Origin of the sequence: Paenisporosarcina sp. (assembly GCF_049671445.1) — a bacterium.
Classification (GTDB): Bacteria; Bacillota; Bacilli; order Bacillales_A; family Planococcaceae; genus Paenisporosarcina.
Window position 1 is genome coordinate 12,512 of the sequence record NZ_JBATUX010000041.1, and the last position, 22,648, is coordinate 35,159.

At 39.1% G+C, this 22,648-nt stretch carries 22 protein-coding genes; all 22 read left to right on the forward strand.

Annotated features, from left to right (window positions below; translation table 11 throughout):
- The first annotated feature begins 60 nt into the window (after positions 1–60).
- Complete coding sequence (locus WBG45_RS06215; RefSeq protein WP_424412967.1) at positions 61–1,038, forward strand: NAD(P)H-dependent flavin oxidoreductase; 978 nt, start codon at positions 61–63, stop codon at positions 1,036–1,038.
- Positions 1,039–1,439: 401 nt separating this feature from the next.
- Positions 1,440–2,582 (forward strand): Leu/Phe/Val dehydrogenase, encoded by a 1,143-nt coding sequence (locus tag WBG45_RS06220; protein WP_424412969.1) that lies wholly within the window; start codon positions 1,440–1,442, stop codon positions 2,580–2,582.
- Between the two features lie 138 nt (positions 2,583–2,720).
- Positions 2,721–3,116, forward strand: coding sequence for a thioesterase family protein (locus WBG45_RS06225; RefSeq protein ID WP_424412971.1), 396 nt, complete (start codon positions 2,721–2,723; stop codon positions 3,114–3,116).
- A gap of 46 nt (positions 3,117–3,162) precedes the next feature.
- A complete protein-coding gene (locus WBG45_RS06230; RefSeq protein WP_424412973.1) occupies positions 3,163–4,311 on the forward strand; it encodes a Leu/Phe/Val dehydrogenase in 1,149 nt (382 codons plus the stop codon).
- 15 nt (positions 4,312–4,326) lie between these two features.
- Entirely contained in the window at positions 4,327–5,382 is a 1,056-nt protein-coding gene (gene pdhA, locus WBG45_RS06235) for a pyruvate dehydrogenase (acetyl-transferring) E1 component subunit alpha (RefSeq protein WP_424412974.1), read from the forward strand.
- Position 5,383: 1 nt separating this feature from the next.
- Entirely contained in the window at positions 5,384–6,403 is a 1,020-nt protein-coding gene (locus WBG45_RS06240; protein WP_424412976.1) for an alpha-ketoacid dehydrogenase subunit beta, read from the forward strand.
- 12 nt (positions 6,404–6,415) lie between these two features.
- On the forward strand, positions 6,416–7,636 hold the full coding sequence (locus WBG45_RS06245) for a dihydrolipoamide acetyltransferase family protein (protein ID WP_424412978.1): 1,221 nt from the start codon (positions 6,416–6,418) through the stop codon (positions 7,634–7,636).
- The gene (gene lpdA / locus WBG45_RS06250) at positions 7,636–9,069 is read left to right on the forward strand and encodes a dihydrolipoyl dehydrogenase (RefSeq protein ID WP_424412980.1); all 1,434 of its coding nucleotides are present in this window, start codon (positions 7,636–7,638) and stop codon (positions 9,067–9,069) included. The genes WBG45_RS06245 and lpdA overlap by 1 nt, the downstream gene beginning before the upstream one ends.
- 142 nt (positions 9,070–9,211) lie before the next feature.
- Positions 9,212–10,192, forward strand: a complete 981-nt coding sequence (locus WBG45_RS06255; protein ID WP_424412981.1) for an ABC transporter substrate-binding protein — start codon at positions 9,212–9,214, stop codon at positions 10,190–10,192.
- An 18-nt stretch (positions 10,193–10,210) separates the two neighbouring features.
- Positions 10,211–11,260 (forward strand): ABC transporter permease, encoded by a 1,050-nt coding sequence (locus WBG45_RS06260; protein ID WP_424412983.1) that lies wholly within the window; start codon positions 10,211–10,213, stop codon positions 11,258–11,260.
- Complete coding sequence (locus tag WBG45_RS06265) at positions 11,238–12,035, forward strand: ABC transporter ATP-binding protein (RefSeq protein ID WP_424412985.1); 798 nt, start codon at positions 11,238–11,240, stop codon at positions 12,033–12,035. The genes WBG45_RS06260 and WBG45_RS06265 overlap by 23 nt, the downstream gene beginning before the upstream one ends.
- A 219-nt stretch (positions 12,036–12,254) precedes the next feature.
- On the forward strand, positions 12,255–13,046 hold the full coding sequence (locus WBG45_RS06270) for a fumarylacetoacetate hydrolase family protein (RefSeq protein ID WP_424412986.1): 792 nt from the start codon (positions 12,255–12,257) through the stop codon (positions 13,044–13,046).
- Positions 13,043–13,801 (forward strand): fumarylacetoacetate hydrolase family protein, encoded by a 759-nt coding sequence (locus tag WBG45_RS06275; RefSeq protein WP_424412988.1) that lies wholly within the window; start codon positions 13,043–13,045, stop codon positions 13,799–13,801. The genes WBG45_RS06270 and WBG45_RS06275 overlap by 4 nt, the downstream gene beginning before the upstream one ends.
- A 21-nt stretch (positions 13,802–13,822) precedes the next feature.
- Positions 13,823–14,230, forward strand: coding sequence for a 5-carboxymethyl-2-hydroxymuconate Delta-isomerase (locus WBG45_RS06280; protein WP_424412990.1), 408 nt, complete (start codon positions 13,823–13,825; stop codon positions 14,228–14,230).
- Positions 14,231–14,360: 130 nt separating this feature from the next.
- The gene (gene hpaB / locus WBG45_RS06285) at positions 14,361–15,845 is read left to right on the forward strand and encodes a 4-hydroxyphenylacetate 3-monooxygenase, oxygenase component (RefSeq protein WP_424412992.1); all 1,485 of its coding nucleotides are present in this window, start codon (positions 14,361–14,363) and stop codon (positions 15,843–15,845) included.
- 380 nt (positions 15,846–16,225) lie between these two features.
- A complete protein-coding gene (locus WBG45_RS06290) occupies positions 16,226–16,717 on the forward strand; it encodes a flavin reductase family protein (RefSeq protein WP_424412994.1) in 492 nt (163 codons plus the stop codon).
- A gap of 63 nt (positions 16,718–16,780) precedes the next feature.
- Positions 16,781–17,704, forward strand: a complete 924-nt coding sequence (hpaI, locus tag WBG45_RS06295) for a 2,4-dihydroxyhept-2-ene-1,7-dioic acid aldolase (RefSeq protein ID WP_424412996.1) — start codon at positions 16,781–16,783, stop codon at positions 17,702–17,704.
- Positions 17,705–17,778: 74 nt separating this feature from the next.
- Entirely contained in the window at positions 17,779–19,266 is a 1,488-nt protein-coding gene (gene hpaE / locus WBG45_RS06300; protein WP_424412997.1) for a 5-carboxymethyl-2-hydroxymuconate semialdehyde dehydrogenase, read from the forward strand.
- A 21-nt stretch (positions 19,267–19,287) separates the two neighbouring features.
- A complete protein-coding gene (gene hpaD, locus WBG45_RS06305; RefSeq protein WP_424412999.1) occupies positions 19,288–20,271 on the forward strand; it encodes a 3,4-dihydroxyphenylacetate 2,3-dioxygenase in 984 nt (327 codons plus the stop codon).
- A 656-nt stretch (positions 20,272–20,927) separates the two neighbouring features.
- Positions 20,928–21,392: a hypothetical protein gene (locus WBG45_RS06310; RefSeq protein WP_424413001.1), complete on the forward strand. Its 465-nt coding sequence runs from the start codon at positions 20,928–20,930 to the stop codon at positions 21,390–21,392.
- The gene (locus WBG45_RS06315; protein WP_024534670.1) at positions 21,389–21,733 is read left to right on the forward strand and encodes a hypothetical protein; all 345 of its coding nucleotides are present in this window, start codon (positions 21,389–21,391) and stop codon (positions 21,731–21,733) included. The genes WBG45_RS06310 and WBG45_RS06315 overlap by 4 nt, the downstream gene beginning before the upstream one ends.
- On the forward strand, positions 21,730–22,648 hold a 919-nt coding region (locus tag WBG45_RS06320), incomplete at its 3' end, for a glutathionylspermidine synthase family protein (protein ID WP_424413003.1). The genes WBG45_RS06315 and WBG45_RS06320, both read left to right, overlap by 4 nt.

A 22,648-nucleotide genomic window follows, 5' to 3' on the forward strand; every position in this document is an offset into this window, starting at 1 on the left:
TAACGCAATTGTCTTTCTAATGAATTTACTATAACATAATTGAGTAGAGGTGGATAATTAATGAAATACGTTTGCGAAATGCTTCAAATTGACTTTCCTATTATTCAAGGCGGAATGGGGAATATTAGTAACGCACAGCTAACATCGGCTGTTTCAGAAGCTGGTGGTCTTGGAACAATAGGATGCGGCACAATGTCACCAAACGAAGTCGAAGAAATTATACTCCAAACGAAAAAAATGACAAAGAAGAATTTTGCGATCAACATCGCCATTAATGTCTCTCCTTTTACAGAAGAGCTCATTAATCTTGTCATCAAGCATAATGTTCCGGTTGTTTCACTGTCAGCTGGAAACCCAGTCCCATATATTACGAAATTACATGAGCATGGTGTAACAGTTATTGCTCTTGTAGCCTCAGTTAAACATGCCCATAAAGCAGAGGCTGCAGGAGTAGATATTCTAGTTGCAGAAGGCTTTGAAGCTGCGGGGATTAATTCGACGCTTGAATTAACAACATTCACATTGATTCCTCAAATTGTGAAGAATGTTAAAGTTCCAGTTATTGCAGCTGGAGGAATTGGAGATGGCAAAGGACTAGCAGCTGCACTTATGTTAGGTGCAAGTGGCGTGCAAATCGGTACGCGCTTAATTGCTACGAAAGAAGCTCCGTTTCACGAGGTGTATAAGGAAAGTCTTGTGAATGCTAGCGATACGGAAACCATAATAGTTGGTCGTAGCGTAGGAATGATAAGAAGGATGTTAAAGACACCATATTCAATTAAATTGGACCAACGTGAAAAAGAGGGAATGACACGTGCACAATACGGAGAACTGACGACAGAAAAGAAACACGTGAGAGGTGCAATCGAAGGTGACATGGAGAATGGTTTTATTAATAGTGGTCAAGTAGCAGGATTAATCGACCATATTCCAAGTGTGAAAGAGTTAATCGAAAGCATGATGAGCGAAGCAAGTATTCAAATCAACAAATCAAAAAATGACATTGATTTTATTGTTGAAAGAATCAAAACCAAGTAACAATTTTTTAGTCGAACATTATATCTGAAATTTATTAAGTGAAAGGGCAACTACTTAGTTCTGTGAACTTTGTAGTTGCCCTTCATTAGTGATATTAGATACGAATGAAGAAGCTAATTTCTTGAAAAGAAATCTTAATAAAGATGTGCAGTACGCTAATATCTTTTAATTCTAAAAATAGGGATTTTTCTAATTATTGTATTGACTATGATATTACGGTTTGATAATATTACGTTGAAATAGTGTTATACGATAACAAAGAGTCATACACTAATTGTAGGTGATTTCGTTGAATATATACTCAAAAATCACAGACAAAAAAACTTGAAAAATACTTCATCATAAACCTCAAAATTAAACTTGTTTATATTATGTCGTAAAATCCTAAGGGGGATTAGGAGATGGAAATAGCAGAAAGAATTCCATTGTCTAGAGAATTTGATCTTTTTGAAAGAATGGCTGAACACGAGCAGGTCGTTTTCTGTAATGATCCGTCAACAGGACTCCGTGCAATTATCGCTATTCATAATACAACACTCGGACCTGCACTTGGTGGTTGTCGTATGCAGCCATATAACAGTGTTGAAGAAGCATTGGAAGATGCTCTTCGTTTATCAAAAGGAATGAGCTATAAATGTGCAGCAGCTGACGTTGATTTTGGTGGTGGGAAAGCGGTCATTATCGGTGATCCAAACACAGATAAATCACCTGAATTATTTCGTGCTTTCGGTCAATTCGTAAACTCATTAGGTGGACGTTTTTATACCGGTACAGATATGGGAACAACGATGGAGGATTTCATCCACTCTGTTAAAGAGACGAATTGTATTGTAGGTTTACCTAAAGCATACGGAGGTGGAGGCGATTCGTCTATACCAACAGCAGCAGGTGTCCTATATGGAATCAAGGCAACGAACCAAATCCTTTTTGGTAAAGACGATTTGGGTGGAGTCACATACGCAATACAAGGTTTAGGTAAAGTTGGCTCTAAAGTTGCTTTCGGATTGCTTGAAGAAGGGGCGCATCTCTTCGTAACAGACATAAGTCAAGAAAGTCTGCGAGCGATAGAGGAAAAAGCCGCAACGACGACTGGAACGGTGAAAATTGTTGCAAGAGAAGATATTTATTCGCAACAAGCAGATATATTTGTACCTTGTGCATTAGGCGGTATTATTAACGACCATACAATCGATTTGTTCAAAGTAAAAGCAATCGCAGGTTCTGCTAACAATCAGCTCTTACATGAAAGTCACGGAAGAAAACTTCAACAAAAAGGGATTTTATACGCACCCGATTATATTATCAATTCAGGCGGGCTTATCCAAGTAGCCGATGAATTGCATGGAATCAATCAGGAGCGTGTTCTTGCTAAAACCAAACATATTTATGATGCGATTTTAGAAGTTTACAAGATGTCAGAGGTTAGCGGGATTTCGACAATGGAATCAGCCAATCAGATGTGTGAGAGAAGAATTGAGAACAAAGAAAAACGCAATGGCTTTTTTACGACTTCAAAAAAACCAAAATGGTCATTCCGACATTAATACTATTAGTGAGATTAAGGTAAATCGCTTTATGTAAGCGTTTACAAAAACGATTGGAAAAAGAAGTGAAAGTATTAGATTTAAACCTTTCTTAATAAATTGGGTTACATAATCTACAACGTAAGTAGGGGATAGATGATGAAACAAGGTATGGCTATAGGAAGAGAAGAAACAATTGAAATCATTGTAACGGAAGATATGTTTGCTTCTTTTGAAGGTGTCGTTGTCCATCCTGTCTATTCAACAGTAGCGATGACATATCATATGGAATGGGTTTCCCGTAAAATCATTCTTCCTTTTTTGGAAGATCATGAAGAGGGAATGGGGGCATCCGTTCAGCTAAAGCATGTAGCTGCATCTACTCTCGGTTCTAAGGTTACACTAACTGCCATTTTAGTTGAACATCGTGACAATGTGGTGATTACAAAAGTGACGGCGAAAAATCATGTAGGCATCATCGGGACTGGTGAAGTGAGACAAGTTATATTGCCAAAAGAAACAATTGCAAAAAAGTTAATTGAAGCTGCGGTATAACAAATAACGTAATTTTTGTTTGATCGATATTAAGGAGGCCTTTCATATGAAAGTGGCAGAAGAATCATCCATGACTAAGGAATTCGAACTCTTCGATAAAATGAGTGAACATGAACAAGTTGTCTTTTGTAATGATCCTTCAACAGGTTTACGAGCAATTATTGCCATCCATAATACAACTCTAGGTCCAGCACTCGGCGGATGTCGCATGCAACCATATAACAGTATGGATGAAGCATTAGAAGATGTTCTTCGCCTTTCGAAAGGAATGACATATAAATGCGCTGCGGCCGATGTTGATTTCGGTGGAGGGAAAGCAGTGATCATCGGGGACCCTAAAACAGATAAATCACCTGAATTATTCCGTGCTTTTGGTCAATTTGTTAATTCACTAGGAGGACGTTTTTATACTGGAACGGATATGGGAACGTCGATGGACGATTTCATTCACGCGATGAAAGAAACAAATTTCATCAACGGGCTTCCCGAAGCGTATGGTGGGGGTGGAGATTCGTCCATTCCAACCGCAGCTGGTGTTTTGTACGGCATTAAAGCGACCAACTATATGCTGTTTGGAAATGATGAACTGGGTGGACATAAATATGCGATACAAGGTCTGGGTAAAGTCGGATTCAAAGTCGCTGGCGGATTGCTTGAAGCAGGAGCTCACGTATATGTTACGGATATTAATCCAGATAACTTGCTAGCAATTGAAGAAAAAGCAGCAACTACAGATGGTACTGTCATCGTGATTGCTAAAGAAGATATTTATTCTCAGGAAGCGGATATATTTGTTCCTTGTGCATTTGGCGGGATTATTAACGACAACACAATCGCTCAGTTTAAAGTCAAAGCGATTGTTGGTGCTGCTAACAACCAACTATTAAATGACACTCACGGAAAAATGCTTCAAGAAAAAGGCATTCTTTACGCTCCTGATTATATCGTCAACTCTGGTGGACTTATTCAAGTGGCGGATGAATTGTATGGAATTAACCATGAACGGGTTCTTGCTAAAACCAAACATATATACGATGCGATTTTAGAAGTTTTTCAGGAAGCTAGAAGTAGCGGCAGAACAACCGAGGAATCGGCAAACCAGATGTGTGAAAAAAGAATTGCCGATAGATCTAAGCGAAATAGCTTTTATACAGCACCTGCGAAACCAAAGTGGTCCATTCGCAACTTATCCTGATAGGAGGCAAGTTTAATGGAACAAAACTATCCGATAAAGAGAATAATAGACGATAAAGGACAACTGATTGATGCTAGTCATGAAAAACTGATTGACGGAAAATTGGTTAAAGAACTGTATTACAACATGATACGAATTCGTACTTTTGACAGAAAAGCGATTAACTTGCAACGTCAAGGACGTCTAGGTACGTATGCTCCTTTTGAGGGACAGGAAGCTGCACAAGTGGGGAGTGCGTTAGCCCTTAATGAAGATGACTGGGTGTTTCCAACATATCGTGATCACGGTGCCACGTTAACATTCGGAAAAAACATGGCACTAACATTTTTGTATTGGAATGGCAGAGTAGAGGGGTGTGTACCACCAAAAGACAGACACATCTTCCCTCCAGCAGTGCCGATTGCAACACAGCTACCTCATGCTGCAGGTGCCGCGTGGGCTGAAAAATTACGAGGAACAAAAAATGCATCAATTGCTTATTTTGGAGATGGAGCTACTTCAGAAGGCGATTTTCATGAAGGGTTAAATTTTGCGAGCGTCTTTAAAGTTCCCGTAGTCTTTTTTAATCAAAATAATGGCTATGCCATTTCGGTACCGATTGAAAAGCAAATGAATTCCGCAACAATTGCACAAAAGTCTGTAGCCTATGGAATGCCAGGTGTCCGAATCGATGGGAATGACTGTTTAGCCGTTTATTTTGAAACGAAAAAAGCGTTTGATTATGCTCGCAACGGGGATGGTCCTACATTGATTGAAGCAGTCACATGGCGTACTGGTGCCCATACGACAGCTGATGACCCATCTAAATATCGACCAAAAGAACAAGGAGAACATATTGTTGATCCTGTTACTCGTATGGAATTGTTTATGAAAAACTATGGCTTTTGGGACGAACAATGGATTCATGAGGTTAAAGAAAAAACGACAAGTGAAATAGAACTAGCTGTAGAAGAAATGGAGAATTTCCCACCACCGAACGTAAATGATGTTTTTGATCACGTATTTGCTGAGATGCCTGCTCAACTTGCTGAACAGAAAGAATCATATCTTGCACATTTAGAAAGGCAGTGACATGATGACCCAATTGAGAGAGTCGGATCAACAAAATGGGACAACACAACAAATGACGATGATTCAAGCGATTAATGATGGCATGCGCTTGATGCTAGAAGAGGATGATAGAACGATCATCCTTGGAGAAGATATCGGTAAAAATGGTGGGGTATTTAGAGCAACAGAAGGACTTCAGGAAAAGTTTGGTGCAGAGCGTGTAGTAGATACTCCGCTTTCAGAAGCAGGAATTATTGGCACATCAATCGGACTTGCAGTAAACGGTTTTAGACCGATTGCTGAAATTCAATTTCTTGGGTTTATCTATCCAGCGTACGAACAAATTATGACACATGTTTCACGCCTCCGTATGCGTTCGATGTCTCATTTTACAGTACCAATGGTTATCAGGGCCCCATATGGTGCAGGAATACGTGCACCAGAAATTCATTCTGATAGTACAGAAATTTTATTCACACATATGCCAGGTATTAAGGTGGTTTGTCCATCCAACCCATATGATGCAAAAGGGTTACTTATTGCAGCAATGGAGGATCCAGATCCGGTTCTTGTATTAGAGACAATGAAAAACTACCGTTCTAAGAGAGAAGAAGTACCTGTCGGAAAATATACAGTTGAAATTGGCAAAGGGGCAATCGTTCGTGAAGGAACGGATGTCACCCTTATCGCTTGGGGTGCAATGATTTCTATCGCAGAAAAAGCAGCTGAACAAGCAGAGAAAAAAGGAATTAGCTGCGAAATTATTGATCTACGCACATTGTATCCGATTGATCGTGACATTATTGCTCAATCCGTACAAAAGACAACAAGAGCGGTCATTATTCATGAAGCGCACAATACTGGAGGACTCGGAAATGATCTAGTGTCGATTATTAATGATACTTCTTTCCTTTATTTACGTGCTCCTATAGAAAGAATAACGGGATTTGATGTTCCTGTCCCATTTTTCACATTAGAAGAACATTATCTTCCTACACCTGCTCGAGTTGTGGAAGGAATTGAAAAAGTGGTTCATTTTTAAGGGGGAAATGTAATGCTCGAAGTAAAATTACATGATATCGGAGAAGGAATGACCGAAGGAGAAGTCATTCATTACTTCGTCAAGGTTGGAGATACGGTAAGTACTGATCAACCACTCGTTGAAGTGCAAACAGACAAAATGATCGCAGAACTTACTTCACCCTGCTCAGGTATAGTGAAACAAATTATCATCGAACCCGGTGAGACAGTCCAAGTTGGAACAAGTCTCATCTACATAGAAGCGGCTGATGCCGTAAGAACAGAACAAAAGACACCACTTGAAATGACAAAGGCTGTGAAAGGACCACAATTCCAGTCCAATGAACAAGCAAAAAACCCTTTGCAAAACACATTCTCACGTGTACTTGCAGCACCATACACACGTAAAATCGCTCGTGAAAACAACATTAATCTAGAAGACGTTCACGCCACCGATCCATCCGGAAGAGTGACAGAGGACGATGTATATCGTTTCTTAAAGGGACAACAAAATGAAAAAGAATCTGAAAAGGTTGTACCTAAAGTAAACTTTGCTAAAGAAACTCCTGACGAGATTCCTTTCAAAGGAATACGCAAAAAAATTGCGGAAAAGATGACGAAATCGTTATTCACGATTCCGCATGTTACGCATTTTGATGAAGTAAATATGACCAATCTTTTTAAAATGAGAGAAGAATTAAAGACATCTGGTGAATCAATTGGTGTTGCTGCATTTCTTATTAAAGCTCTTGTTATTTCTTTAAAAGATTTCCCTATATTTAACGCGGAACTTGATGAAGAAAATAGTCGGATTCTTCTTAAAAAGAATTATCATATCGGTCTTGCAACAAATACAGAAAGTGGCTTGATTGTCCCAGTACTTCATGATGCAGATAAGAAATCAATCAAAGATATTCACAATGAAGTCAAAGGATTGACCGAGAGAGCCATCGCTGGAAAACTTCAACCGTTTGAAATGCAAAACAGTACGTTCACCGTTAGTAATGTAGGACCACTTGGAAGTACGGGTGCGACACCAATTATTAACTATCCAGAAACTGCGTTAATCGCTTTCCATAAAACGAAAAAAAGACCAATCGTCAATGATCATGATGAAATTGTTATTGGTCATATCATGACGCTTTCCATGGCATTTGACCACCGGGTTGCTGATGGCGCAACAGCTGTTGCATTTACTAACCGCTTTGCCAGTCTAATTGAGCAACCACACAAACTAATCATGGAGATGATTTAATGGTTGTCGGGGAAATCAGTCAGCAAAGAAATCTAATAATCATCGGTGGAGGACCAGGAGGGTACTCTGCCGCCATCCGAGGGGCTCAGCTAGGTCTTTCGGTTACATTAATCGAACAGACTGACTTAGGTGGCGTCTGTTTGAACAAAGGATGTATTCCTTCAAAAATCTTTACCCATGCTGCAACAAAACGCTCAGAAACTTCTCATCTTCAGGATTTAGGAATCGGTAACGGCGATGACGCTTTTAATGTAAATAAGCTTCTTACTTATAAAAACAAAGTCATTGATGGACTGAGAGCTGGAGTAGAAAGCCTTTGTAAAGAGAATAAAATTGAAGTCATTAATGGCAAAGCAACTTTCCTTGGAATAGATCGAATCGGTGTAGAAAAGGGACATCAATTTGATATCTTCGAATTCGAACAGGTAATCATTGCAACAGGCAGCTCGCCAATGATGCCTACAAACTTGAAAGAAAAAGGCAAACGAATTCTGTTGTCACATGAAATATTTGAGCTTGAAGAAATTCCACAACATCTGATTGTAAGTGGACAGGATTATATTGCGCTTGAAGTGGCTTCTAGCTTTGCTGCATTAGGTTCAAAAGTGACGATTCTGTTTGATGACAAAGGCGAAACATTCGATGAATCTATTAATAAAGAACTAAATCGTTTATTTAAACGTCGGAAAATAACTGTGCATAAAAATGTCCAAATAATGTCAACGAATGAATTGAATAGCGAGATTATACTTTCTATTCATAATACAAACGGTGAAGACACGATAAAGGGATCTCATCTTTTTGTGTCTGGTGTACGGAAACCAAATGTGGAATCCTTGGGTATTAATCGCATAGGTATCGTCCAATCAGAAGAAGGTTTCATCCAAGTAGACGGAAATATGCAAACATCAATTCCTTCTATTTATGCAATCGGTGACGTCACTGAAGGCTTGCTCCTTGCTGTTAAAGCAATCAAGCAAGGAAAGGCTGCTGTCGAAGTAATTGCTGGAAAGAAACCCGAAGTTGATCTTACATTTTTGCCAATTGTAGCTCACACCATTCCACCGATTGTTTCTGTAGGTCTTACTGAACAAAACGCTCGCGACTTTGGACTGGATGTTCACGTCAGCCAATTTCCTCTTGCTGGCAACGGCTACGCTTCCATCACTGGAAAGAAAGATGGTTTCATAAAAGTTATTTCTGATCCCACAACTGAAATCATTAGCGGTATTCACATGATTGGCGAAGGCGCCATTGAAATGTCAGGCTCTTTTGTACAGTTACTTGAAATGGCTGCCAAAGAAGAAGATGTAAAGTTCCCTCTTTATGCACATCCTGGGTTCAGTGAAGGACTGCTTGAAGCGGTAGAAGGGATAATCGGACAAGCCATTCATGTTGCACCACCACGAAAGAAAAGCGTACAAAAAGTATAAAGAACTTAAATTCGTAAATTCCTTCTAGTTATTCGTGAGACTGCATGATACACTCATAAATTATCGGAACATTTTAAATGTTGCAATCTATTACTTGGTTTCAATTAAATACAATATAACTAAGTTAACAGGGGGAATTGTAATGAAGAATAGTTGGAGAACATTTGGGGTTGCTATGTTAAGCAGTGCGTTACTTCTTGGGGCATGTGGTGATGGAGAAAAGACAAGTACTGACGGAGAAACGAAAACATTTAACATTGGTGTCACTCAGATAGTCGAACATCCTTCCTTAGATGCAGCTTATGATGGTTTTAAAAAGGCTTTAGAAGATGCAGGAATTGAAGCAAAATATGATGTGCAAATCGCACAAGGTGATGCAAGTGCAAGTACAACAATTGCATCTAACTTAGTCAGCTCTAATGTTGATTTAATCTTTGCGAATTCAACACCGAGTGCTCAGGCTGCTGCGAGTGCAACTTCTGACATTCCGATTGTGTTCACTTCGGTAACAGATGCCGTGGGAGCAGAGTTAGTAGATTCCATGGAAAAACCAGGCGGTAACGTAACAGGAACAATCGATAGTCATCCAGATGCGATTTCAAATACGATGAAGTTCTTGAAAGAAGAATTAAACGCTAAAAAGGTTGGTATGGTGTTTAACTCAGGCGAGCAAAACTCTCGTGCACAAGTGGATGCGGTTAAAGAAATGCTAAAAGATATGGACATGACAGTTGTTGAGGCATCTGTTGCAACATCTGCTGATGTAAAACAAGCAACAGAATCATTGATTGGAAAAGTAGATTCTTTATACATCATCACTGACAATACTGTGGTATCTGCACTTGAATCGGTTATTTCTGTGGCAAACGAAAATAAACTTCCGATGATGGCTGGCGAATTCGACTCTGTAAAACGAGGTGCTTTAGCAGCATACGGATTTGAATACTATGACATCGGGTACGAAGCAGGAGAAATGGCAGTGAAGATTCTTAAAGGTGAAAGCAAACCAGCTGACTTACCTGTTCAAATTCCACAGAAGTTAATATTCACAATGAATAAAGACACAGCTTCAGTTATCGGGCTTGATATTAAAGATGAGTGGAAAGCTGAATTTAGCGAATAAAACAGGAGGTGATTCTACATGTTTTCAGCTGTATTTGGCTCTGTAGAGCAAGGAATCATCTATGCAATTATGGCACTCGGAGTGTATATTTCATTTCGAGTGTTGGATTTTCCGGATTTAACGGTTGATGGAAGTTTTGTAACTGGAGCTGGCGTTGCTGCCACGATGATTATCTTAGGATATCACCCGATGTTAGCTACAGCAGTAGCCGTTATTATTGGCTTTTTGGCTGGTTGTGTAACCGGCCTTCTACATACAAAAGGGAAAATCAATGCTTTACTTGCTGGAATATTGATGATGATTGCTTTATATTCTATAAATTTACGAATAATGGGACTAACATCCGAGAATTCTATTGGTCGACCGAATATCCCTTTATTAAATGCCGAAACGATGTTTAATCAATTCCAATCATTTTGGGGTTCTCTTGGAATAGACACAGCTATCAATAACTTTTTCAGCATGCTGGGGGTTCAGTATTTACCTGCCACATGGGGAACTTTGTTTATTATGGCCATCATTGTATTAGTAATTAAGTTAATTGTCGATTGGTTCTTAAGAACTGAGGTTGGTCTTGCTATAAGAGCAACTGGTGATAATAAAAAAATGATACGAAGTTTATCAGCAAACACAGATACGCTCATAATTGTTGGACTTGGTTTTTCAAATGCTTTGGTTGCCTTTTCAGGAGCACTGATTGCACAATATGCGAAGTTTGCAGACATTGGTATGGGGATCGGAATGATCATTATTGGACTGGCTTCAGTCATTATCGGTGAAGCCATATTTGGTACAAAAACGATTGTTCGTACCACGTTTGCTGTAATAGCCGGGGCCATTATATATCGAATTGTCCTTGGATTAGCTCTTCGAGTGGACTTTCTTGATACAGGAGACATGAAGTTAATTACTGCTGTGATTGTAATAATTGCATTAATACTTCCTCAATATTTTGAAAAGAAACGTGAAAAGACCAGAAAAGCTAAACGACATGCTGAACGCTTAGTTGAGTATCAACAATCACTTACGAATGGAGGAGCTGCAGTTGCTAAAACTCATCCAGATTAATAAATTATTCAATGAAGCTACACCGGATGAGAAAATCGCGTTAGATCAAATTAATCTCCAGTTACATCCTGGTGATTTTATGACGGTGATTGGGAGCAATGGTGCTGGGAAATCGACCATGTTGAATATGATTTCTGGTGCGCTTACTCCTGATTTCGGTGTAGTTGAAATTGCCGATAAAGACGTTACTAGATTGCCAGAGTATAAGCGTTCTCAGATGATTGGCCGGGTATTTCAAGACCCAATGGCTGGAACAGCTCCTACGATGACAATCGAAGAAAACTTGGCAATGGCCTACTCTCGTAATAAAAAGCGGCTATTAAGAAAAGGAGTAGACAAGAAACGCCGAGAATTGTTCCGTGAATCTCTTGAAACTCTTCATTTAAATCTTGAAAACCGTTTAAATGCAAAGGTAGGGATGCTTTCAGGTGGGGAGAGGCAAGCTCTTTCTCTATTAATGGCTACTTTTACACAGCCAGATATTTTGTTGCTCGATGAACATACAGCTGCACTTGATCCTTCACGTGCAGAGTTGATTACAAATCTAACTAAAGAACTTGTTGAAAAGAATCAGCTTACCACGTTGATGATTACACATAACATGCAACAAGCTTTAGACCTAGGGAACAGGCTTATTATGATGGACAAAGGACAAATCATTTTAGAAATTGATGCCGAAGAGAAAAAGAAATTAACCATTCCAAAATTAATGGATGAATTCCAACGAATCCGTGGCGAAAAACTAAATAGTGATAAAGCATTATTGTCTGTGTAATGGCGAAATGTATTGAAAATATTGATACATTTTTTTCAAAGCAATCTTCTAATGTAACACTGAGAGTGTAGGTTCTTTCCTATTAGGGCGCCTCTTCTATTAGTTTGTAGTTTGAAAACTCCATTCTACAAGAAGAGCGCCCTTTTATGTGAAATTTTATGAAGAAAAACTATAGTAACTATGGAAAATAACGGTTTAGTAACTAGGGGAGTGAAATATTTGAATAACGCAAAGTTGAAAGTGTTAGGTGTACCAGAGTTATTATCTGTACGTGTGAATACAGCTAAGGATTGTTTTGTGATAGATGATGACGAGTTGAGCATAAGTGATATACAGTTTGACACGCCAATTACAGGAGCGGTTTTCGGTACTCTTGTGAATTTTAAAGGTGTGCTTAAAGGACTTGCCGATGCAGTAAACGACAAACCTTATCTTTCACCGCCTGTTGCTCCAGTTCTTTATATTAAACCGGCAAATACCTTTAATCGTTACGGTGCAGGTATCCCACTGCCAGAAGGTATAACAAAGCTTGAAATGGGAGCAACTCTTGGTCTTGTAATAGGCAAGAAAGCGACCGCTGTGAAGGAAGAAACAGCTTTAGATTATGTAGCAGGATATACGGTTGTTAACGATGTGAGCGTACCTCATGACAGTATTTACCGACCAGCTGTTCAACATAAGTCACGCGATGGATTTTGTCCAATTGGGCCATGGATCATCGATCACAAGGATGTAGATAACCCGGATGATTTAACAATCCGTGTCTACATTAATGATGAACTACGGCAAGAAAATTCAACAAGGAATTTGATTCGACCAGTCGCTCGTTTACTTGCGGATGTTACAGAATTTATGACTTTGAGTCCTGGAGATGTGTTGCTCGTTGGGGTTCCTGAAGAGGCACCACAAGCAACCTTAGGAGATAAAGTTCGAATAGAAATAGCAGGAATCGGCACATTGGAGAATGTTATTGTTGACGATAAAACATTCATGCGGAGGTGGACCAAATGAGAAAAGCACGTATCTCTTATGACGGTGCCATCCATGAAGCGATTGACTGGCAAGATCGACTCAAACTAGATGATGGTCGAATAGTCGAGGAGAAAGACGTTGTTTGGCTTACACCTATTGTACCGCGAACGGTTTTTGCTTTAGGACTGAACTATGCAGATCATGCAGCAGAATTAGCATTTGCTGCGCCTTCAGAACCGCTAGTCTTTCTAAAAGGACCAAATACGTTTATCGGTCATCAAGGTTCTACTCGTCGTCCTGCTGATGTCACTTATATGCACTATGAGTGTGAACTGGCAGTGATCATTGGTAAAACAGCTCGCAATGTAAAAAAAGAAAACGCTTACAATTATATTAAAGGCTATAGCGTGGCGAACGACTATGCCATTAGAGATTATTTAGAGAATTATTATCGCCCCAATTTGCGTGTAAAAAACCGAGATACATGCACACCATTCGGTCCATGGTTGGTCGAAGCAGCCGACGTTGCTAACCCAATGGACTTGAAATTGACTACACATGTCAATGACGAACTTGTCCAACAAGGCACGACGAAAGATATGATTTTCGATATTCCAACACTTATCGAGTATTTGAGTAGCTTTATGACCTTAAGTGAAAATGATGTAATTCTTACAGGTACACCTAAGGGGTCAGTCGATACAGTTGTCGGAGATGTTGTCATTACGGAAGTTGAAGGGATAGGTCGGTTAATAAATACCATTATCGGAGATGAATCGTTTACAAATCGATAGTGGGAATAGGAGGAAAATCGATTGCCCCATTTTATTGTAGAGTACACAGATAACATCAAAAATGAGGCCAATTTCTCAAAGTTATTCGAAGAAATCAATAAAGTCTTGATTGCTCGTGATACTGTTTTCCTAATAGGTGGTATTCGTTCAAGAGCGATTGAAGTAAATGACTATCGAATAGCTGACGGTGTAGAAGATGATGCGTTCGTCCATGCGGTTTTGAAAATAGGGGCTGGTCGTTCTGAAGAAATTAAGAAAGAAGTTTGTGATGCGCTATTTGAAGTGATGAAAGATCATTTCTCATTCCTCATGTCAAATCGCTACCTAGCATTGTCTATGGAACTTATTGAATTTAGCGAAGCAGGCACTTATAAACTAAATAATATTCATTCAAGATTTAAAAAGGATGAAAATCTACCAGTTAAGTAGATGAGTATTTTTCTGGAAATACATTCCTGCACACTTGAAATTCAGAAAATTTAATTTAATTCTTTATTAGAGAGTCACTAAAAAATGGAAGAAGAATGAAAAGGTTGATTCAATTAGAGGAGGGAATAGAATGGCCGCACGAACAGGTAAAGAATATATAGAAGGTATTAAAGAACGCAAAACAGAAGTATGGATTCACGGAAAGAAAGTAGACGACGTTACTACGCATCCAGCTTTTAAAAATGTCGTAGAGAGCGTTGCAGGTCTATATGATTTACAACATGAGAAGCCGGAAAAAATGTTATATACATCACCGACTTCAGGAAAAAAAGTTGGGCTTTCTTTTATTGCTCCTAAAACCAAAGAGGATTTGTTTAAGAGACGTGAAATGAATACAGAATGGGCTACTTTCTCAGGAGGAATGATGGGCCGTTCACCAGATTATTTGAACACGAGTATTATGGCATTTGGAACAGCGAGTGAATTTTTCGCACAACAAGGTGGCGGAAGTGATCAATTCGCAAAAAATGCTCGAGACTATTATGAATTTGCTCGTGAAAATGACATTAGCTTAACCCATACATTAATTCATCCACAAGTGAATAGATCGAAGTTGACTCAAACAGAGCAAAAAGATCCGTCACTATCTGCACGTATTACTAAAAAGACATCGGATGGAATGTATATCAATGGTTGTCGTCTATTAGCCACTCTAGGTGGTATTACTGACGAACTCGTTGTTTTCCCTTCGACTATAAACAGAACTCCTGGCACAACTGACGATCCATATGCTTTTGCATTTGCCATTCCAAATAATACGAAAGGTTTAAAATTCCTTTCTCGTGAATCATTTGATTATGGAAAAAGCAAATGGGACCATCCATTAGGTGCTAGATTTGACGAGAGCGACGCAATCATATCATTTGAAGATGTATTCGTTCCGTGGGAAAGAGTATTTGTCAGTGAAAGTACTGATATATGTAATCGTACGTATACCGAAACGAATGCGGTAATACACATGACTCATCAAGTAATTGCGAAAAACATCGTGAAAACTGAATTCGTTTTAGGTGTAGTTATTAGCATGATGGAATCAATCGGTATAGATCAATTCATGCACGTTAAAGAAAAGGCAAGCGAAATCATGGTCATTTTAGAAGTTATGCGTTCTCATCTATACCGCTCAGAGCACAATGCCAAAATTGATAAGTACGGCAATATGACACCGGACTTCGAACCGTTGAATGCAGCGCGTAATTGGTACCCGAAAATGTACCAACGTATGAATGAAATCATAAAAATTCTTGGAGCATCTGGATTGATGGCTCTGCCTTCTGAAGCAGACTTCAGTAATTCGGATGTAGGACCGTTAGTTCATCGTTATACACAAGGTGCAAACATCAACGGAGAGGAAAAGGTACAACTTTTCCGCTTAGCATGGGATATTTCAATTAGTGCATTTGGTAACCGTCAAGCCTTGTATGAATACTATTTCTTTGGAGATCCAGTGAGAATGTCAAATGCCTATTATGATCAATTCAATAAACAACCGTACAAAGATATGGTTACGAACTTCTTAAATAGAACGAAAAAAGAAGCGGGCATTTTCGGATAATTTAATTACCCTTAATGAAAAAGAGGGAAATCGAAAGAGTACATTTGCACCTAGCATGCCGCAAAAAAGAATATGGCCAAAGGTAGTTTGGTCGTATTCTTTGCGACGAGTAACCGCAGGAGCAGGCAGGCTTTTCTTTGCGACGAGTAACCGCAGGAGCAGCTCTTTGGAAGAATGAGATCGACAAGTATGTAGTTTTCATACTTGTTGGCTCATGCGGAACCTGCGGCGAGTGCAAATGTACAATAAACGAAGGTGAATTTGCAACCTAACTCACCCTTTTATAATTGCTAAACTATAATGTTGATTTACAACATTATAGTTTAGCAAAGCCTATTACAAAGAAAACAAAGGTTGTATGAATGAAAGGAGATTCAAAGATGCTGATAGAAAACCAAGAAGTAGATGATCGATTATTTAGAAATGCTATGGGGAGTTTTGCTACTGGGGTAACTGTCATCACAACTGAAGTGGCTGGTGAGGTACATGGCATGACAGCAAATGCGTTCATGTCGATTTCTTTGAACCCAAAGCTTATTGCCATAAGTGTTGGAGAAAACGCAAGAATGCTACACCATATTAAAGAGGCAAAACAATTCGCTGTTAACATCTTAACTTCTGAACAACAAAATGAGTCGAAACAATTCTCGGGTCAACTTAATCTCGAGCATGAAGTTACGTTTTCCTCGTATCAAGGTTTACCCATTCTTACAGATGCTTTAGCTAACATTACTTGTACACTCCATAGTGAATATGTAGTGGGAGATCATACGGTTTATATCGGCCAAGTAACGGGAGTTAAACTTGAGCAAAAAGCTCCTTTACTATATAGCCAAGGAAAGTACCGCGAACTAAAAGAACTTCATGAGTAACGAATTGGACTAAGGAAGTTTAATTCCTTCCCCAACTTTAAAGACGACAAGGAGTAGATGAATTTGGCATACGAAGAAGCGAAAAAGAAGTTAAGAGGATCCATTTGTCCCGTTGTTACACCATTTACTGAGAGCGGTGAAATTGACGAAAAAGCATTTATAGAGTTGATTAACTGGCAAATTGAAAGTGGAAGTCACGGTATTTCTGTTACAGGAACCAGTGGAGAACCGAGCTCATTAACAATCGCTGAAAGAAAAAGAGTGATGAATCTTGCGATGGAAACGATTGGTGGACGTGTATTTTTTGCGCCAGGAACAGGATCTACAAATCACGATGAAACGATGGAACTAACGAAGTATGCTGAAGAAATGGGTGCAGATGCGGCAATGGTTATCGTTCCTTACTACAATCGGCCAAACCAAGAAGCACTTTATCAGCACTTTAAAACTGTAGCAGATTCAGTTAAAACACCAATCATAATTTACAATATCCCTGGTCGTTCAGCTGTCAATATGGACGTAAGTACGATGAAACGATTAGCAGAAGAATGCCCAAATATCGTCGGTGTAAAAGAAGCAAACAAAGACTTTGAACATGTAAATCGTGTGTTGCTCAACTGTGGCAGAGACTTCTTATTATATTCAGGTATTGAACTGCTTTGCTATCCGATGCTTGCCATTGGTGGGGCGGGGTTCATCAGCGCGACAGCTAACGTCGAGCCAGTCAAAGTGGCAGAATTATATAATGCATGGGAAGCGGGCGACGTGGCAAGATGTCAGGATCTTCATTTCGAATTAATGCCGTTGAATGATGTGTTGTTTAAAGATACCAATCCTGGACCTGCAAAAGTAGCACTTGGAATGATGGGGAAAATTAATCCGAAGCTTCGACTGCCTTTAGGTTTCCCTTCAGAAGCACTAAAGAAAGAAGTCCGCGATACACTCATTGATCTTGGGAAACTGCCTAAAGAAGCAGCGACAACATAACAACATTATCTTGATGCTCACGAATAAAATTATTAAGGATATAGGTGATAAGAATGGTATCTTCCCGTGAGAAAATGGCTTTAAAACATGAAACACAAACCGATATTTTACTATATATCAATGGGGAATTCACTTCTGCGTCAAGCGGTACAACGATTAAAAATATGAACCCATTTACGAATGAACAAATCAATGAAGTAGCGGAAGGTCAATCTGAGGATATTAATAAAGCGGTAGCAGCTGCACGTGAAGCTTTTGATCATGGTCCCTGGAAAACGATGAAACTGACGAAAAGAATGGCGTACATTTATCGAATTGCCGACCTTATTGATGAAGAGGTAGAAAAAATATCGTATTTAGAATCTCTCGATACGGGACTTCCGATTAGTCAAACAAGAAAAATGGTGAGCCGAGCTTCAGAGAACTTTAGATTTTATGCACGAATGGTAGAAAGTCGTCTTATTGGAGACGCATATCAAGTAGACGATGAATTCATCAATTATACAATTAACGCTCCTGTAGGTGTTGCTGGATTAATCACACCTTGGAATGCACCATTCATGTTAGAAACTTGGAAAGTAGCACCTGCTCTTGCAACTGGAAATACTGTTGTACTTAAGCCGGCAGAACTTTCTCCTTTATCAGCTAACCTTTTAGCTGAAATTATTCATAAAGCTGATCTTCCAAAAGGCGTTTTCAACGTTGTTCACGGATATGGAGAGACTGCAGGCGATGCATTAGTAAAGCATCCTGATGTTCAGCTTATCTCGTTTACCGGCGAAACAAAAACTGGCTCAACTATTATTAAAAACAGTGCAGATACACTGAAAAGCTGTTCGATGGAACTTGGTGGAAAATCCCCAATTATTGTTTTTGACGATGCTGATTTCGAAAGAGCTTTAGATGCATGTGTGTGGGGGATTTATTCTTTTAATGGTGAGAGGTGTACGGCTAACTCACGATTGTTTGTACAGGAAGGAATCAAAGATGAGTTTATTGCTGCATTGAAGAAACGTGTTGCGAACATAAAAATCGGAGATCCACTAGACGTAGCTACAGAAGTCGGGCCATTGATTGATAAAGGCCATTTTACGAAGGTGAAAGGTTACTTGGATATTGCAAAAGAAGAAGGCACAGAAGTGATTACAGCAGATATTCCAGCAGAAATAGCAAAAGGGAACTTTGTGGCACCAACACTTATTTTAAATGCTAAAAATCATATGCGGGTTGCGCAAGAAGAAATCTTCGGTCCAGTGTTAACCGTGATGACATTTAAAGATGAGGAAGAAGCCATTAAACTTGCTAACGATATCAAGTACGGACTTGCTGGCTATGTATGGACGAACGACATTAAACGAGGTCACCGTGTAGCACATAAAGTTGAAGCTGGAATGTTATGGGTAAATGCTCAAAACGTACGAGATTTAAGAACACCTTTTGGAGGGTCTAAGTCTTCTGGAATTGGTCGTGAAGGCGGACACTACGGCTTCGAGTTTTATACAGAGCAAAAAATTATTCATGTATCAATTACCGACCATCATATTCAACAGTTCGGTAAATAAAAGGAAAGGGTGGTGAACACCATGGGTTTTTCAATCATTCGTATCGCGAGAACAGTTCTTCACGTTACGAATTTACAAGCATCTCGTGAGTTTTACGTAAATGGATTAGGCATGATTGAAACAGAAAGTGATGAAAACCATATTTACTTAAGAGGTCTCGAAGAGCATTCTCACCATAGTTTACTCTTGAAAAAAGCCGATAAAGCGACTGTTGAAGTACTTAGTTACAAAGTAGAAACAGATCAAGATCTCGATGAAATTGAGAAGCTATTTAAATTCAAAGGCCTAAAAACAAAATGGATGCCAAAAGGATCACAACATGCGATAGGCAGAACTCTTCGAGCACATGATATCTCAGGAATTCCATTGGAATTTTTTGCTGAAATGACGACTGTTAATCGCATGCTCCAACGTTATGATTTATATCGCGGAGCGAAGATACAGCGAATTGACCACGTTAACTGTGCAGTACCTGACGTTCAAAAGGCTTATAATTTCTACATTGATAACTTAGGATTCTCGTGTTCAGAGTATACGGAAACTGAGGATGGCGACTTGTGGGCAGCATGGCTTTATCGTAAACCGACAGTTCATGACCAGGCTTTCATGAATGGACCAGGACCAAAGCTGCATCATTTCGCTTACTCGCTAACAGACCGATTGAGCATTCTTGATTGCTGTGATGTACTAGCTAGTATGGGGTATGCGGACTCAATTGAACGAGGACCAGGCCGACATGGCTTATCAAATGCCTTCTTCCTTTACTTGAGAGATCCAGATGGTCATCGTATTGAATTGTATACGGGTGATTATTTAACAACCGACCCAGACTTGAAGCCCATTCGTTGGGATTTAAATGACCCGCTCCGTCAAACTTTCTGGGGACACGAAGCACCAGATCGATGGTTTAATGAAACAAGTACATTTATCGATATTGAAACCGGCGAAGAAATCGACTATATAGATCCGAAATTGGCACAACGAAAACCAAAGATTATGGCATAAAGCTTATAAATGATGAAATGAGTCAATATAAAAATAGACTAGATTCTATCACCATAGAATCCAGTCTATTTTTGTGGTTGTCGAGTATAGAAATTGGTTAACTCCTTCTATTCCAGTGTTTTACTCGTACTATAATGCTGTTCATCTTCATCCGCTACAATCCGCTCTCCGACTCTTTGAAGCATTAGAGAGAAATTATTTGGACCGGTATCCGATGAATTTATTGGAGTGTTGGCGCGAGACTCCTGCGGGAACAGCGCGAGCTGAAGACCCTGCAACGAGAGGAGCGAGTGAAGCGGCTGAGGCCGTGCCCGCGGAAAGCGAGCACCGAAACGGAAAGCAATAGGCTCATAGCATTGCGCTACCTATATTTTTATGAAAAAATACAGGAAAACTAGTGACTAATCGTAAGAAAGCGTCCGCCCGCAACGGAAATCGAGAGAATCTCTATTTTTAGAATGTTCGTTTTTTATCCATTTTGATGAATAATGAAATTGATTCAATCCATTAGTTCATAACAAACAATTTTGTGAACAGAGTGATATGGACTATACACTGGTATACAATAGAAGTTGATTACTCTAATTTAAATGAAACCAATGACACATTGAATCGTATATTTACCTAGTAAGTTTGGTGAAAGGACTGATGAACATATGACTACTTCACTTGAATACCGTTTATTTAAAGGAAACAACTCATCTGAACCGTTATTTCATTATGAACAGATTGATTTACAACAAGTTCTTGCACGAAGATCATGCGATTTTTATGTGAAAGAAGGAATTGTATATAAGCAGACTTCTTCTGCTATTGAAGGTGATTGGCACGTGATTTACGTAACGAAGGAAGAAGAAGGCGAAATGGAAAAGGAAGAATTCAATATAAACGACACACTACAATTAGAGATGCGCGAATTAAATGGAAGAGCAAATCATCCCATTCTAAAAAAAATTGAATTTGATCACCATATCGATATCCTTTCTCACATAGGTTCTGATTATCATTACATCGATGGAATGGAGTGGGAGAAAGATTCTGCTGAAATTGATGAAGACCGCCGGGTATATGTTCTGTATTTAATAAAGACAGGCTACAAAATGGAGGGAAATAGAAAATGAATAAAACCAAAAAGTTGATGGCAGGAGTAGCAACATCTGTTATGGCTTTCAGTATGTCTGGATGTGGTCAAAATCAATATGACTCTGCTACATTACCTCCTGAACCTACTGAGTATGAATGTGATGATTGGGAATGGGATGATGATGAAGGAACCTATTATTGCGATGACAGAAAATCATCTCATTTTGGAGCTTATTATCTTTTAGGCAGTATGTTTAGTAGTCGCTCTGCTTTGAGAAGCTCACCAAATTACTCTAGTAACTTAAACCAGTACAAAAACACGCAAAGCAATTATAAATCTGGTATAGGAAGTGGCTCTAAAGGAGGATTTGGCGGGTGATCGACCCAAATTTTCAACAGGATAGAAAAAGAGTTTACAGTCAAGTTCCTTATTTTTTTCCGGATTTATATGAAGCTGAATATGCGTTACTGGACATACACAAACAAACGTATGCAGAAATTCTAGACATTCGGTTAGCAGCCGAAAAAGTTGGGTCTGTTTTTGTGAAAGTTGCCCCGCTATTAAGAGATCTGGATGATGATACTCTTCTTCAATTAGGTTTTCCAAAAGAATCACTTAGCTATATCAGGATTAAAACCATCCCGCAAGAGTATATAATTGGGAGACTCGACTTTGTTGTTTCCAATTCAACGTTAAAGCTTCTGGAGTTTAATTCTGATACGCCAACATTTATTAAAGAAACGTTTCAAGCAAACGACTATGTATGTGATTACTTTGGAGTTGAAAACCCTAATAAAGAAAGTACAGAGATTCTTCGAAAAGAAATGAGAAAAGCAGTAACCGCTTCTTGGAAACATTTAAACAAACCGGGAACTCCCAAAATCGTCTTCACATCACATGGTGACAATATTGAAGATATGTGGACTACCCGTTTCTTACAAGAACATCTGGAGTTACCATCCGAGTATGTGAGTTTAGACGAGTTAAAAATCCTTACAGAACCAACTGAAGTCGATGGAATGGTTACTGAACCTGGAGTGTTTACACCAAGTGGCGAGCGGATTGACATCTTATATCGCCAAACGTATCCAATCGAACACTTAGTTAATGATATTGATCCCACTACTAATGAAAATATTGGCCAAGAATTAATCAAGCTCATTGTCGAAAATAAAGTGATGGTCATCAATCCTCCTTCTGCATTTTTATTGCAATCAAAAGCTGTTCAAGCACTTATTTGGGGATTGCATGAAGATAACAAGTATTTCACAGAAGATGAGCATAACATTATTA